At 39.0% G+C, this 15,630-nt stretch carries 13 protein-coding genes; 10 read left to right on the forward strand and 3 right to left on the reverse strand.

Features of this window, described 5'->3' with window-relative positions:
• The first annotated feature begins 197 nt into the window (after positions 1–197).
• The 5 genes from rfbB to PKC55_RS01025 all read left to right on the forward strand — a co-directional run bounded on the left by rfbB (position 198) and on the right by PKC55_RS01025 (position 5,175).
• Entirely contained in the window at positions 198–1,334 is a 1,137-nt protein-coding gene (rfbB, locus tag PKC55_RS01005; protein WP_291123996.1) for a dTDP-glucose 4,6-dehydratase, read from the forward strand.
• A 22-nt stretch (positions 1,335–1,356) separates the two neighbouring features.
• Entirely contained in the window at positions 1,357–2,070 is a 714-nt protein-coding gene (locus PKC55_RS01010) for a hypothetical protein (RefSeq protein ID WP_324371466.1), read from the forward strand.
• 33 nt (positions 2,071–2,103) lie between these two features.
• Positions 2,104–3,111 carry a UDP-N-acetylmuramate dehydrogenase gene (murB, locus tag PKC55_RS01015; protein WP_291123994.1) on the forward strand — a complete coding sequence of 336 codons (1,008 nt, stop codon included), beginning with the start codon at positions 2,104–2,106 and terminating at the stop codon, positions 3,109–3,111.
• A gap of 21 nt (positions 3,112–3,132) precedes the next feature.
• Positions 3,133–4,437, forward strand: coding sequence for a UDP-N-acetylglucosamine 1-carboxyvinyltransferase (gene murA / locus PKC55_RS01020; protein WP_291028769.1), 1,305 nt, complete (start codon positions 3,133–3,135; stop codon positions 4,435–4,437).
• Between the two features lie 96 nt (positions 4,438–4,533).
• Positions 4,534–5,175, forward strand: coding sequence for a DUF6891 domain-containing protein (locus PKC55_RS01025; RefSeq protein ID WP_252638651.1), 642 nt, complete (start codon positions 4,534–4,536; stop codon positions 5,173–5,175).
• A gap of 66 nt (positions 5,176–5,241) precedes the next feature.
• On the opposite strand, the gene PKC55_RS01030 is transcribed toward PKC55_RS01025, so the two are convergent.
• From PKC55_RS01030 to PKC55_RS01040, 3 genes are all read right to left on the reverse strand, one after another.
• A complete protein-coding gene (locus PKC55_RS01030) occupies positions 5,242–6,303 on the reverse strand; it encodes an NADH:flavin oxidoreductase/NADH oxidase (RefSeq protein ID WP_291123992.1) in 1,062 nt (353 codons plus the stop codon).
• A gap of 14 nt (positions 6,304–6,317) precedes the next feature.
• The gene (pncB, locus tag PKC55_RS01035) at positions 6,318–7,481 is read right to left on the reverse strand and encodes a nicotinate phosphoribosyltransferase (RefSeq protein ID WP_291123990.1); all 1,164 of its coding nucleotides are present in this window, start codon (positions 7,479–7,481) and stop codon (positions 6,318–6,320) included.
• A 138-nt stretch (positions 7,482–7,619) separates the two neighbouring features.
• Positions 7,620–8,864: a DUF1015 domain-containing protein gene (locus PKC55_RS01040; RefSeq protein ID WP_324371473.1), complete on the reverse strand. Its 1,245-nt coding sequence runs from the start codon at positions 8,862–8,864 to the stop codon at positions 7,620–7,622.
• Positions 8,865–9,142: 278 nt separating this feature from the next.
• Between PKC55_RS01040 and serC the strand changes: the two genes are divergently transcribed.
• From serC to porD, 5 genes are all read left to right on the forward strand, one after another.
• Positions 9,143–10,216 (forward strand): 3-phosphoserine/phosphohydroxythreonine transaminase, encoded by a 1,074-nt coding sequence (gene serC / locus PKC55_RS01045; RefSeq protein ID WP_135104870.1) that lies wholly within the window; start codon positions 9,143–9,145, stop codon positions 10,214–10,216.
• Positions 10,216–11,139, forward strand: coding sequence for an NAD(P)-dependent oxidoreductase (locus tag PKC55_RS01050; protein WP_283685922.1), 924 nt, complete (start codon positions 10,216–10,218; stop codon positions 11,137–11,139). The genes serC and PKC55_RS01050 overlap by 1 nt, the downstream gene beginning before the upstream one ends.
• 432 nt (positions 11,140–11,571) lie before the next feature.
• Positions 11,572–12,417: a hypothetical protein gene (locus PKC55_RS01055; protein WP_291128746.1), complete on the forward strand. Its 846-nt coding sequence runs from the start codon at positions 11,572–11,574 to the stop codon at positions 12,415–12,417.
• A gap of 318 nt (positions 12,418–12,735) precedes the next feature.
• Positions 12,736–14,718 (forward strand): PorE family type IX secretion system protein, encoded by a 1,983-nt coding sequence (gene porE / locus PKC55_RS01060; protein WP_291128749.1) that lies wholly within the window; start codon positions 12,736–12,738, stop codon positions 14,716–14,718.
• Position 14,719: 1 nt separating this feature from the next.
• Entirely contained in the window at positions 14,720–15,616 is an 897-nt protein-coding gene (gene porD / locus PKC55_RS01065) for a type IX secretion system protein PorD (RefSeq protein ID WP_291128752.1), read from the forward strand.
• The last annotated feature ends 14 nt before the right edge of the window (positions 15,617–15,630 follow it).

The following is a 15,630-nucleotide window of genomic DNA, read 5'->3' on the forward strand; positions in this document are numbered from 1 at the left end:
AATGGATTTTGATTTATGGATGCCACAAATATATGAAAAAAATGTCTATTTGTTAAAAAATATAACATAAACGTGACAGTTTTTCAAAATAGAAGGATTGAGATAAATAAATTTACCTCATATAATACGGTCTCGAATGTTTTTAATATTGTTTTTTTCTTATTTTTGTGATGAATAATAAATAAGAATATAAAACAATGACATACTTGATCACAGGCGGAGCCGGATTTATAGGCTCGAATTTTGTGAAACGCATGTTGGCGACACATCCCGAAGCAAAACTCGTTATATTTGATGCACTTACATACGCCGGAAATCTTGGAACTCTGGCTGAGGAGTTGAAAGACTCCCGCGTAACATTCGTAAAGGGAGATATCTGTGATAAAAATATTACAGAGAAAGTTTTTTCGGATCATCAGATAGACTTTGTTGTCAACTTTGCGGCAGAGAGTCATGTTGATCGAAGTATCGAGAATCCTCAATTATTTTTACAGGTGAATATTCTTGGCACTCAGAATTTGTTGGATACAGCGAGAAAGTTTTGGACTATAGGCAAAGATGAAAATAATTATCCGATTTGGCGCGAAGGGGTAAAATTTTTGCAGGTATCTACAGATGAAGTATACGGATCGTTAGGCGAAGAAGGTTACTTTACAGAAGAAACTCCTTTAGATCCGCGCTCTCCTTATAGTGCAGCAAAAACAGGTGGCGACCTGATTGTAAAAGCTTATGGCGAAACTTATAAGATGCCGATTAATATAACTCGCTGTTCGAATAATTACGGGCCATTCCATTTTCCTGAAAAGCTTATTCCTCTGATTATACGCAATATTCTGGCAGGACAGCAACTTCCGGTATATGGCGATGGTAGCAATGTGCGAGATTGGCTATACGTGGACGACCATTGTAAGGCTATCGATATTGTTCTGCACAAAGGACGTGTGGGCGAAGTGTACAATATAGGAGGGCATAACGAACGAAAAAATATAGAGATCGTTAAACTGGTAATAAAAACAATACACGATATTATGGAGAAGGAGCCTAAGTATCGTGACGTATTGAAGAAAAAAGAGGTGGCCGCTGATGGAAGTATTGATATAAGTTGGATCAACGACAATCTCATCTCTTTTGTGAAAGACCGTCAGGGACATGACCAACGTTATGCTATTGACCCTGCTAAAATATCGAACGAACTGGGATGGTTGCCTGAGACGACCTTCGATAAAGGTATTGTGAAAACAATATATTGGTATCTCGACAATCAAACTTGGGTTGAAGAAGTTACTTCGGGCGACTATATGAAGTATTACGAACAAATGTACGGAAACAGATAAATATATTTCTGATTAATTATTTATGGAGCGCCTAAAATCTATATTGGCAGATAAAGTGCTTGACCTATCCTCAGGAAACGGGGAAGAAGTGAAGACAAAAATAGAAAAGATACAACGCTTTCGTGATTTCGCGAATGCTTTGAAGTCTTTTATGATCAAATATCCGGCTATAGAAGACGAGTTAATATCTATGGTTGAGAGCGGAGACTTTGACACAAAAGTGGCTTCATCACGTGTGGATACAATCATCCGTCTTGCTGATGCCGAAAGGGCGCAAGCCGGTAAGTTTACACCTCAGATTGTTGAGCCGACTAGTGCAGAAAATCAATTGCCGTTGGATCAAAACGAAGAGTCAGCGGTAGAAGATAGCTATATCAACCCTGATGATATTCCGATGGAGATATACGAGGGTGAAGAAGAAACGTTGGTTCAGACTGAAGATGTAGACTTTGAGGAAATCGAATCTATTTCGGAAGAAGTTGAAAAAGGTTACGTTCCTTTTGAAGATGTGAAAAGCGAAGAGGACGACTCCCTCGATATAAGCGAAGAGGAAAAGACCGCCAAAAGAAAGCAGACAATCCGCAGAGTTTTGCAAATAGTCGGTATTATTCTTGCTGTAATAGCTTTAATATTTATCATCAAATTCATCATGACCCATTGGCAGACAGTTCTCATTGTTCTTGGAATTGTTGTCGTACTGGGTATATTAATTTTCTGGTTGAAGCGAAAGCGTTGATACCGGATTTATGTAGAATCAATAATTCCTGAAATGGACTATTATAGGCAAACCCAATTAAAAGATTACAATTCATTAAAAACAGAAGCTCAAGCAAAGATTTTTTGCAAGCCCACTACAATCGAAGAGCTTCGCAAGTGTTTATCTGATTACCCGGACGAAAAAAAGCTGATAATAGGTGGCGGTTGCAACCTGTTTTTTACCAAAGACTTTGATGGACTGGTGATTTATCCCCATATCAAAGGGCTTCGTGAAATATCAGACGATGATGACGAAGACGATGATGTGTTTCTGGAAGTCAATGCTTCCGAAAACTGGGATGAACTCGTCGCTTATTGTGTTGAACGTGGTTTCGTGGGGCTCGAAAATCTTTCGCTGATTCCCGGTACAGTAGGTGCAGCACCTATACAAAACATAGGGGCTTATGGGGCTGAAGTAAAAGATGTGATACGAGAAGTTGTTGCAATAGATATGGAAACAGGGAAGATTGTTTCGTTTTCGAACGCTGAATGTGAGTTCGGATATCGTGACAGTATCTTCAAAAGGACAAATAAATATTTGATAGTATCCGTTGTTATCCACCTGAAACGTTCTTTCGTTTACACTCCCAAATACGCAGACCTGAATAAGGAGCTGGAAGAAATAGAAGAACCTACTGTTGAGGATGTACGTAATGCTGTTATACGTGTCCGTCAAAGAAAATTACCGGATGAAAGGGTACTGCCAAACGCCGGAAGTTTCTTTAAGAATCCGTATATAACAAAAGAGGCTGCGGATAAGATTTTACTGGAATATCCGACTCTGCCTGTTTTTCCGTATAAAGATGGGTTGGTAAAAACATCAGCCGCATTTCTTATTGACAAAGCAGGATATAAAGGAAAAAGAATAGGCGATGTAGGGACATATCCTAATCAGCCGCTTATTATAGTCAATTATGGCACAACCGATGGAAACAACATCGTCAGTTTTATGAAAGAAGTGCAGGGGGCAGTGAGCGATAAATTTGGTATCGAGCTTGAACCCGAAGTTAGAATTTATTAAAAAATTATATTAGCTAAAAACATGGCATCATTTATAATAGAGGGAGGTTGTCGCTTGAGTGGAGAAATTATTCCACAAGGAGCAAAGAATGAAGCGTTACAGGTTATTTGTGCGACATTACTTACCGCAGAGGAAGTTATTATAGAAAATATTCCGGATATTCTGGATGTAAACAACCTGATACGTCTATTGAGCGACATGGGTGTCGAAACCAAAAGGTTGGCAGAAGATACCTGGTCATTCAAGGCCGAAAATGTAAATATAGACTATCTGCAAACACCCGAGTTCTTGAAGAGAAGTGCCTCTCTGCGTGGCTCGGTGATGATTATAGGGCCTCTTGTAGCTCGTTTTGGCAGGGCTATTCTGCCTAAGCCTGGAGGAGATAAAATTGGTCGTCGTCGTCTCGATACTCACTTTGTGGGGATACAAAAACTAGGAGCTGAATTTAATTACAACGACGCAGAACAGATATATAATATATCAGCCGAAAAGCTGAAAGGTACATATATGCTTCTCGATGAGGCATCTGTTACCGGTACAGCCAATATTGTTATGGCAGCGGTATTAGCCGAAGGCGAAACTACAATCTATAATGCAGCCTGCGAACCATATATACAACAACTTTGCCGTTTGCTTACCAAGATGGGGGCCAAGATAGATGGGCAGGGATCTAACCTATTGCGTATCGAAGGAGTCACATCTTTAGGTGCTGCAAAGCATCGTATATTGCCCGATATGATCGAGATCGGTAGTTTTATAGGTATGGCAGCTATCACAGGATCGGAAGTTACAATAAAAGATGTAGCTTACGATGATTTGGGTATCATCCCCGATACATTCAGCCGTTTGGGTATCCAATTGGAGCGCAGAGGAGATGATATATATATTCCTGCACAGAAAGAATATACTATAGATACATTTATCGACGGGTCGATTCTTACTATTGCTGATGCTCCATGGCCGGGGTTGACTCCCGACCTAATCAGTGTGCTTCTTGTTGTGGCTACTCAGGCTAAGGGGAGTGTGTTGATACATCAGAAAATGTTTGAGAGCCGTTTGTTCTTTGTGGATAAACTTATCGATATGGGAGCACAGATAATACTTTGCGATCCGCACCGTGCAACGGTAATCGGTACAGGAAAACGTCCTATGCGTGCCACAACGATGACTTCACCGGACATCCGTGCCGGTATAGCTTTGCTTATTGCCGCTATGTGTGCCGATGGAAAAAGTACAATACACAATATAGAGCAGATAGACCGTGGATATCAGAATATCGACGTGCGTCTTAATCAGCTGGGCGCTAATATTATGAGATTGGACTAGAATTGATATTAACTTTAAATAATTGATACCTAACTAAACAAGTACACATTCTTTTGTTTCTGAAGGATGGGAAGTGTCTTAATTTTTTTTTACACTATGACAGAAAATGAAAAGTATCTCTATGATCATTTCCTTATTAGTATAAAATCAGGATTTGAATCTTTAGAAGATATTATTACAGAGGCTATTGAAGCTGTAGAAGATGAAGGCTGGGAAAGCGAAATCTCTGAAGAGTGGATTCGGGATATTTTTGGCAAGGAGTATGCGAAAAATGAATCTGAAAGTAAAACATGGCAACGCCCTACTGACACGGATAAGCTGCATACCGTTTTCGATAATCTTTGTAAAGAGAAAATTGTAGCGTTGCACAATGCCGGATATACACAATCTGAAGCTATATATGATGTGCAGGATGTATGGCAAGACCTGGAAGATAATGGGGTAAAACCTATCGGATATTGTTATTATCACGGGCAGGATTTGGAACGTGTAATACAAACCGGAGTGCTAAGTATCGGCTTCTATGGAGAAAAAGAGAAGAATGACAAGGAAGCTATATTGATAGGTAACAAAATTGTCGCCCAACTCAAGAATCAGGGCTTTACTGTGGAATGGGATGGTTCTGCATCGAAGCGTATTGAAGTTGTCGACTTTAAATGGCAAAATAGATTCACTTCCGATGATGAAGTTGCCGAAAAATGGGGATATGATAGAGTCCTCGATTTGATGGAAGAATAAAGAGAAGCGGCTGTAATGAAAAGGGGGGTGTCATCCTTTCCATTACAGCCGCTTAATTCTATACTTTTACTTTGCTCTTTCGTATTGAAGAGGCCATTTTAGATCATCTCCCAACGATTTTGCTGCATGAAGCGCAAAATAAGGGTCTCTTAATAATTCTCTGCCGATAAAAATAAGATCGGCCTCCTCCTTTTGTAAAATCTCCTCTGCCTGATTGGATTCAGTAATAAGCCCTACAGCTCCTGTAAGTATTCCTACCCGGCTTTTTATTTCTTTGGCAAAAGGTACTTGATAATTTTTTCCTACAGGTATTTTTACGTGCGGTAGATTACCTCCGGATGATACATCGATAACATCTACTCCTTTATCTTTCAATAACGATGCTAATTGTGTAGACTCTTCCGGATTCCAACCATTTTCTACCCAGTCGGTAGCAGATATTCTTACCCATAACGAGTGGTCTTCATCCAATAATGACCGTACAGCATCCACTATTTTAATTAACAATCGAATTCTATTCTCAAATGTACCACCATATTGATCTTTTCTTTGGTTGGTAAGAGGAGATAAGAACTGATGGATAAGGTATCCATGAGCCGCATGTATCTCTATTATCTTATATCCCGCTATTATCGAACGTTGCGCAGCGAGAGCGAAATCATATATTATTTTTTCGATCTCGACCTCTGTTAATTCTGCCGGAGTATTATCCGTCTCATAAAAAGAGATAGGGGAGGGTGCTACAGTCTGCCAACTATTTTCGCCTTCTTTTATTTGCTCTCCACCTTTCCATCCCAACTCGCAGCTTGCTTTACGCCCGGCATGAGCCAGTTGTATTCCCGGTATAGAGCCGTTTTCTTCGATTGCTGTTACTATTTCCTTGAGTTTTGATATATGCTCGTCTTTCCATATACCCAAATCTCCATACGAAATTCGACCTTCGGGACAAACGGCAGTTGCTTCCTGTATAACGGCTGCTACACCGCCTATAGCTCTACTGGCATAATGGACAAAGTGCCAATCGGTAGCGAAACCGTCATGCGCCGAATATTGACACATGGGAGACATGATAATCCTATTTTTGAGAGTAAGATTACGTATCGATAAATTACTAAATAGCTTAGACATATATTATTTGTTTATTATTCCAGTCCTAATGTTTTTATGCTTAAATCTATTTCTCTCGGATCTCCGGTATGCTTTCCTGCTACATCCGAAAGTTTTACGGCTTTCATGAAGTTCGCATCTTTCTTATGTAGTTTTACATCCGTTAGTTTGATAACGATATTCAACGCTTTAGATCCTACATCGTTCGAAAAGAATGTACCGATACCATATGTGTCGTGTATACGTCCGGCAACATGATCTTTTATTTCCTTAACTGTGTCTAGGTTTAGCGAGTCGCTGAATACTAATGTTTTGGAAGTGGCGTCTATGCGGTTTTGTTGATAAAAAGAGATAGCCTTGTCTGCAAAAACAAGAGGGTCTCCGCTATCGTGGCGTACTCCGTCAAATAGTTTAGCCTGTTTGAGGCTGAACGAATTGAAAAAAGAATCGGTAGTGTATGTATCTGTCAATGCAATACCCAGACTGCCGTCGTAGACTTCTACCCATGCTTCCAATCCCTTGATATTTGCCGACCGATAACCGAATATTGCGCCATGAAACATAAACCATTCGTGCGGCATTGTACCAATCGGAATCGTATTGTGTTTCATCGCAAAATATACATTGCTCGTCCCTTTGAAGTACTTTCCCGAATGAGCCTGAAGCGCTCCGATAACTTTATCTTCTACGTCGAAAGAAAAACGTCTGCGAGTACCAAATTCGGAATAATCGGCTTCCATTTCTTTCAGGGCTTTTGCTTTTATGATTGCATTTTCTTCTACATTTTGCGGGGTAGCTCCTGTCATCTGGAAATAAAGCTCGGAGATAATTGCCAGCAGCGGAACTTCCCAAAGTACAGTTCTGTACCAATAGCCCTCTATTACTACCCAGAGGTCTCCTCCTTCTTGAGTGATGGTCACTTCCTCCGGTTTATATCTGAATCCTTCAAGAAAGTCTACAAATACAGGATCGAAAAAATAACATTTGGCCTTTATAAATTTTTTCTCTTCGGCGGTTAATTGCAAGTTAGCCATAGATGCTACTTCTTCTTTCATCCGTTCGGCGAATCCTTCAGGGAATTGAGTCTTCCCTCGGTTCGTGAAAGCATATTTGACGTATGCCCACGGATATAGCTTTTGGATAGCTAGCATGACAGAAAATTTGTACAGATCGTTGTCTGTAAAATGTTTTATTATCATAATTCTGTGGTGGTGTTAAATTGTATAATTGACAAATATACCTTTTTATATAACAAATAAAGAACGCCGATGTTGTAGAGTTCTGCAACATCGGCTTATTTTTAGTTTTTCTTGTTTCTGTTTTAAAGAAAAGATATATTATTCCAGCTTGTGGATAACAAGTCCTGACCGTAGTTTAGGTTCAAACCATGTTGTTTTTGGTGGCATGATGTTGCCCGAGTCAGCAATGTCCATCAGTTGCTTCATGGTGACAGGGTATAAGGCCAGTGCCAGCTTCATCTCACCGCTATCTACACGTTTTTTCAGTTCGTCCAATCCTCTAATTCCTCCTACGAAATCGATACGCTGATCGGAACGCAAATCCTTTATGCCTAAAATTTTGTCCAATATATACTTCGAAGAGATAGTCACATCCAGGACGCCTATAGGGTCGTTGTCGTCGTAAGTATCTTCTTTTGCAGTCAGGCTATAGCATTTGCCGTCAAGATAGATGGAGAAATTATGTAAAGCGGTAGGCTTTTCAATTTCATCCCCCTTTTCTTCTACAATAAAATGTGCTTCTAGTTTTTTGAGAAATTCGTAAACACTCAATCCATTCAGGTCTTTTACCAGACGGTTGTAGTCTATTATATTGAGCTGGTTGTCGGGAAAGCAAACAGCCATAAAGTAGTTATACTCTTCGTCCCCCTTATGGTGAGGGTTTAATCTTGCTTTTTCTGCTCCAACCAATGCTGCCGCTGCTGAGCGATGGTGTCCGTCGGCTATATACAGGTAAGGTATAGTTGCAAATATATCCGTTATTTGTTGTATGTCCTCTTGATCTTTTATTACCCAGAAATGATGCCCTACACCGTCTGTTGCTTCAAAGTCATATTCAGGCGGAGTAGATATTGTATTTGTTATTATCTTATCCAAGTCTTTATTGTCAGGGTAGGCAAAAAATACAGGCTCTATATTCGCATTGTTCACACGTACATGTTTCATGCGATCTTCTTCCTTATCTCTGCGTGTGAGTTCGTGCTTTTTTATCTTTCCATTCATATAATCATCTACATGAGAACATACTACCAACCCATATTGAGTTTTTCCATTCATGGTTTGCGCATATACATAGTAGTACTCTTCAGTATCTTGCTCCAACCAACCCTTTTCCTGAAACTTGTTGAAATTCTGTACTGCACGTTGATATACATCTGGGTGATGTTCGTCGATTATTTCTACAAAATCTATCTCCGGCTTTATGATGCGGTAAAGAGATTTTTCGTTTCCTTCTGCTTCGAGTCGAGCTTCCAGAGAGCTTAAAACGTCGTAGGGGCGTGAGGCTATTTGCTCAACAATACTTTTGGGTGGTCTTATTCCTTTAAACGGTTTTATTAGGGCCATGCTGTTTAAATTGAATGGATTATAAGGTTAAAAATCAATTAAGGAAATGCAATCTTATCTTACTTTTTGCTATATGCAAATATATAAAAACAATAGCTAAAAGTATCATAATATGTAAAAAATCCAAATACCCCTGATACAAAAAGCATTTTGCTAGATTCTTGAAATTAAAATCAATAAAAGTCATTCTTAATCACAGTATTTCATATATAATTAGTAATTTTGAAGTCCAAAAATTAATATTGAAGAGTTCTTAATTCCCTAATTTAATATATAAAATGAAGAAATATAATTTTAGTGCAGGGCCATCAATCCTTCCCCAACAAACAATGGAGGAGACAGCAAAAGCTATTCTGGATTTTAATGGTTCTTCTTTTTCTTTAATGGAGGTAAGCCACAGGAGCAAGGATTTTCAGGCTGTAATGGACGAAACAGTTGAACTGTTTAAGGAATTATTAGAAATTCCGTCGGGCTACTCGGTGCTTTTCCTTGGAGGAGGTGCAAGTTTGCAATTTTGCATGGTACCTTTTAATTTACTAGAAAGAAAAGCGGCATATTTGAATACGGGGACGTGGGCAAGTAAAGCTCAGAAAGAAGCTAAACTGTTTGGTGAAGTAGTTGAAGTGGCATCATCTAAAGCTGCAAACTATACTTATATCCCAAAAGATTATACAATTCCTACCGATGCGGATTATTTCCACATCACTACCAATAATACGATTTTCGGAACAGAGATACATACCGATCTCGATTCTCCGGTGCCGTTGGTTGCAGATATGTCGTCAGACATTTTCTCTCGTCCGGTAGATATATCAAAATATGCTTTGATATATGGTGGTGCTCAGAAAAATCTGGCTCCATCGGGAGTGACTTTCGTTATCGTAAAAGATGAAATATTAGGAAAGGTAAATCGCCCTATCCCAACAATGTTGGATTATCGTACGCATATCGAAAACGGTTCGATGTTCAATACACCTCCTGTTGTTCCTGTATATGCTGCAATGCAAACATTGAGATGGTTGAAAGCGAATGGAGGTCTTGATGCAATGTATAAACGCAACAAAGAAAAGGCTGCATTGCTATATAACGAAATAGATCGCAGCTCCGTGTTTAAAGGTACATGTCAGGTTGAAGACCGTTCGTTGATGAATGTATGTTTTGTGATGACTTCCGAATATGAAGGAAATGAAGCAGCATTCTTAGAATTTGCGAAAGAACGTGGATTGTGTGAACTAAAAGGACACCGCTCTGTTGGTGGTTTCCGTGCATCTATTTACAATGCTATGCCTATCGAAGGTGTTCAGGCATTGGTGGATGCAATGAAAGAATTTGAAAAGAAAATAGCTAAATAATGAAAGTACTTATTGCTACAGACAAACCATTTGCTGCTGAGGCTGTAACTGGAATCAGAGAAGTTGTAGAGAAAGCCGGATTTGAATTGGTTTTGCTCGAAAAGTACACAGAGAAGAAACAATTGCTAGATGCGGTAGCCGATGTTGATGCTGCAATTATTCGTAGCGATATTTTCGATAAGGAAGTATTGGATGCTGCTAAGAATCTAAAGATTGTTGTACGTGCAGGAGCCGGTTATGATAATATTGATTTGGAAGCTGCCACAGCAAACAATATATGTGTTATGAATACGCCGGGGCAGAATGCGAACGCTGTTGCAGAGTTGGTGTTTGGTCTTGCTGTATATGCCATCCGCAATTTCTTTAAAGGTACGTCGGGAACAGAGCTTCTAGGTAAAAAATTGGGAATCCATGCTTATGGAAATGTAGGACGCAATGTTGCTCGTATAGCCAAAGGCTTTGGTATGGAAGTTTATGCTTTCGATCCGTTCTTGTCTAAAGAAGCTATCGAAAAAGAAGGCGTAAAAGCTGTTGGTTCTGCTGAAGAATTATACACTACATGTCAGTACGTATCTTTGCATATGCCTGCTACAGAAGAAACTGCTAATTCTATTAACTATGCGTTGATTAGCAAAATGCCTAAAAATGCATTACTGCTTAATACTGCTCGTAAAGAAGTAGTAGATGAAGCTTCGATAGTGAAGGTAATGGAAGAACGTAAAGATTTCAAATATGTAACAGACGTACTTCCCGGCAATCATGCTGAAATGACAGAAAAATTTGCAGGAAGATATTTCTCTACACCTAAAAAATCGGGTGCGCAAACCGAAGAAGCAAATATCAATGCCGGTATTGCTGCAGCCAATCAAATAGTAGACTTCATTAAGAACGGTAATGAACGTTTCAGAGTAAATGGAAAGTAAGATAACACCTATCTAACTATACTTTTTTTGAAAGGGATACTCGCTTAGAGTATCCCTTTCTTATTATTTAGATATATTTGTTTTTACTGAATTTATCTTATTAAGGAATATAAAACATTTACAGTCATATGTCATTGGCTCTGCTTCGCTCTGCCGAACATTTTTTTCTGAGAGTAGCGAAGGAATATTTATTCCCAAGCCTCAATACTTTCAAGAGAACTAGACTGTAATATTCTTTCAGAGAATGAGGACAAGATATTCTTCATGACAATTATTATCAATATCTTTGCTTTCATGCATATCGTCAGCTGTTCCCGAGAATAAGAGACAACGTCATTTTATAGCGGTAACGATCAAGTTAGTGACAAATCAACAATCTAAGTTGATAGTGAAGTGAAAAATTAGAAAGTATAAAAAATATATAACTAAATTATGGGAACTTGGGGAGTTGCAATATCATCAAATGATACTTATGCCGACATTTACAGTGAGTTTTTTGATTTATACAATGATGGGCTTGAAGTCGCTGAAATATCAGTAAAACTAATCAGAGAAAACCAAGAAATAATTGATGATCTTGAAGAGAGTAATAATTTTTGGTTTGCATTAGCCAAAGCCCAATGGGAATGTAAGCAACTAGAGAAAGATTTATTTCTCCGAATAAGGGAAATAATAGAATCAGGCAATGACCTTGAAGTCTGGAGGCGGCTTGAGGCTCCTGAAAAAGAGATTAAGAAGCGAAAGGATATTCTTCAAAGATTTCTTTTAAACCTTCAAGAAGAGCGACCTAAAGCGGAAGCAAGGAAAAAGAAAATAATTCGGCAGCCTGCTTTTGAAAAAGGCGATTGTTTGGTTTTCAAACTCGAAAATGGAAATTACGGAGGAGCAGTTGTCTTGGAAGCAATCCATGATACAGAATATGGGTACAATCTTATTGCAAGTACAAGGATTAATCAAGAAAATAAGCCTACTAAGAATGATTTCGAAAATGCAGAAATATTAATCATCAACTATGCAGAATGGGATAATAAACCGAATATTCATTGGTATTCACCAGTTCGACACAAAAATATTATAGAATTAGTTGAGAAGATAGACGTCATGGAAATTTGTCATAAATATAGTATAGATCGAGATTTATATGGGCATATGGGCGATTTTGGTATTTGGTTTATTGGAGTTGCAAATCAACAATTTGAATCAGAGAAAACAAAACTGCGTCCGACTAAAAGGCTAACAATAAAAGAAATGACAAAAAGGAAATGGAAAATAAGGTAAAACACGAAGTGCTAGTCACTAATTAACAATCCTTTCTCCCTGTGTTACTTTTTGAATCGTTGACAGTTAATCCCCGCAATACCCACTACAAGCAACCATGAAACGTTAGGTAAAACGTTAAAAAAACAATTTAGATTTGTCTTAGAATTCTTTTTGTGAAAATATATTTCTCATGACCGCGTGTGTAAAGTTCTGCGAAAAGGAATAAAGACTTGATAATTAGCCTGTCATGTTTCCAGTTTGAGGAAGCAATATTCTAAGCAGAAATGAGTTATATTTGTAAACTGTAACAACTTATTGTAATAACCTGAAAAAAGCTTGAAAAGATCTATATCTTACATATTTAGTATCCTTATTCTTTTATTGTCTGCATATTCTTGTAAACAAGTAAAACTGGAAGATGCAGACCGTAAGTTTGCACAAGGTGAATACTTTGTTGCGGCAGATATGTATCGCAAGATATACCGCAGCATCCCTGTAAAGAAGAGAGAGTTGAGAGGAGAAGTTGCTTTGCGTATGGCGGAGAGTTACAGGTTGATAAACAACCCTCTACGAGCGAATGCGGCATATGCTAATGCTGTTAGATATAAGGTGAACGACAGTACTTTGAATCTGCAATATGCGAGATCGTTGCAGAAGGTGGGAGATTATAAGCAAGCTGCTCGTTACTACGCTGATTTCTTAAAGCTTTTCCCTGATAATAAATTTGCTCTTAACGGGCTGGAAGGTACAAAGGTAGCCCCAGAGTGGAAAGCTAATCCGACATTGTATACAGTGAAGAGGATGGATTTATTTAATTCCAATCGGGGAGAGTTTAGTCCGATGTTGCTTCCTCCCGATTACGATCAGTTGTACTTTACATCTAACCGAGAAGGTGTTATAGGAGATACTATAAGTAATATTACAGGGTCTAAGCTCAACGATATATTCATGTCTCGCAAAGATGAAAGTGGAAACTGGATGAAGCCTGAACACTTGGATTCACCCATAAATACATCATCAGACGAGGGCACAACCTCCTTTTCAGCTACAGGCTCGGCAATGTATTTTACACAAACAAAACTCGATTCGGTAAATACTTCCTTTCCATCTATATATGTCTCATACCGTTCGTCGGGGTCATGGGGAAAGGGTACGAAAATAGAAATAAACAAGCGTGATACAACCAGTGTTTATGCCCATCCGGCGATAACTCCCTCGGGTGACTATATTTATTTTGTGTCCGACATGCCTGGAGGCTATGGCGGTAAAGATATTTGGCGGGCAAGTATGGTTGGCGATCTGGTCGAATTTGTTGAGAACTTGGGGCCCGATATCAATACGGCAGGAGACGAAATGTTTCCATATATGCGAAACGACTCTACCCTCTATTTTTCTTCGGACGGATATGTAGGGATGGGTGGTCTGGATATATATAAGGCTGAATATGACAAGAAGTCTAAAGGCTGGAAGATAGAGAATATAAAGTTCCCTATAAACTCTCAGGCAGATGATTTTGGTATAACGTTCGAAGGAAACAAAGAAAGTGGATTCTTTAGCTCCAACCGTGGCGATGGCAAAGGATTTGATCATATATATTCTTTTGCATATCCGGTAATTACAACTGTAGCTGAAGGATATATTGTGGATACAGACGATGAGTTTGTAACCAATGCCACTATACGTGTGGTAGGACGTGATGGAACGAATATGAGGTTTCCCGGAAAGAACGACGGGACTTACAAAATGGACGTAAAGCAAGGGGTAGACTATGTGTTTCTGGCAAGTGCCAAAGACCATCTGAATACACGTATGTCTCTCAAAACTATAACGATGGAGAAGGATTCGACCTATCTGTTAGATTTTATTCTTACCCCGATCAATAAGCCGGTGGTATTGGAAAATATATTCTATGAGTTCGACAAAGCAACCTTGCTTCCCGAATCAAAAAAAGAATTGGACGGTTTAATCGACTTGCTTAATACCAATCCGAATGTGACAATCGAACTTTCGGCTCATGCCGACAGAAAAGGGTCGGACGAATATAATATCAAACTCTCGCAACGCAGGGCTGAATCAGTGGTCAATTACCTGATAGCGGGAGGAATATCTAAAGATCGATTGACGGCTGTGGGCAAAGGTAAAAGTGAGCCTAAGGCGGTTACCAAAGCTATCGTAAAGAAGTATGACTTTTTGAAAGAAGGTGATATACTGAATGAGGAGTTTATTGAAGGGCTCACCCCAGAGCAACAGGAGATGGCTGACCAAGTAAATCGTCGGACAGAGTTTAAGGTGTTGAGTATTACATATAATCTCGAGTAGTATGTTAAGACTGACTTTATTTATAATATCTGTAATAATCTCTTTTGCTGCCACAGAGGCACAGGAGTTGAATGCAAAGCTCACTATAAACAGCAGTAAGGTTCCTGCGGCCAACCAAAACCTGTTTTCGGCAATGGAGAGCTCACTCAATCAGTTGTTGAATGATCAAGCATGGACAAATACCTCGTTCAACAGAAATGAGCGTATTGATTGCTCTGTGAATATTTCGATAAGTGAAATGACTTCGGATAATAGTTTTGTTGCAGAAATGCAGGTTACTTCACGTCGTCCTGTATATAATTCGACATATATAACTACTCTGATCAACTATAGAGATACTAAGTTTGAGTTTAATTATACACCGGGGGAATCTCTCGACTTGAGCAATATTACACTTTCTAATAATTTGGTAGCAGTAATATCCTTTTATGCTTATGTTGTCATAGGGCTTGATTTTGATTCGTTTTCCTTAAATGGTGGTGCTCCGTATTTTGCAAGGGCGATGGAAATCGCTAATATAGCTCAATCATTGAACACAAAAGGGTGGGAGCCTTTCTCCGGAAAAAATGATAACAGGTATGATCTTGCTGTGGCTTTTACCGATGAGAGCTCTAAAGCCTTTCATTCTTTCTGGTACAATTATCATCGCAATGGGTTGGACGAAATGGCAGCCAATGCTTCACGTGGAAGAATACGTATTATAGAAGCAATGGCAGACTTGCAGAAATTGTATGATTCACGTCCTTCTTCTCCATTGTTATTAATTATCGGTGAAACCAAATTGGATGAAATAGTACGTATCTGTTCTCAGGCTACAGCCGAAGAGAAGCAAGCTGTAAAAAAGCAGCTAAACCAGATATTTCCTACGAAAGGTTATCTTATAAATAACCTAAAATAAATGTTTTACAAAAC

It is taken from the genome of Dysgonomonas sp. (assembly GCF_035323175.1).
In the GTDB taxonomy this organism is placed as follows: Bacteria; Bacteroidota; Bacteroidia; order Bacteroidales; family Dysgonomonadaceae; genus Dysgonomonas.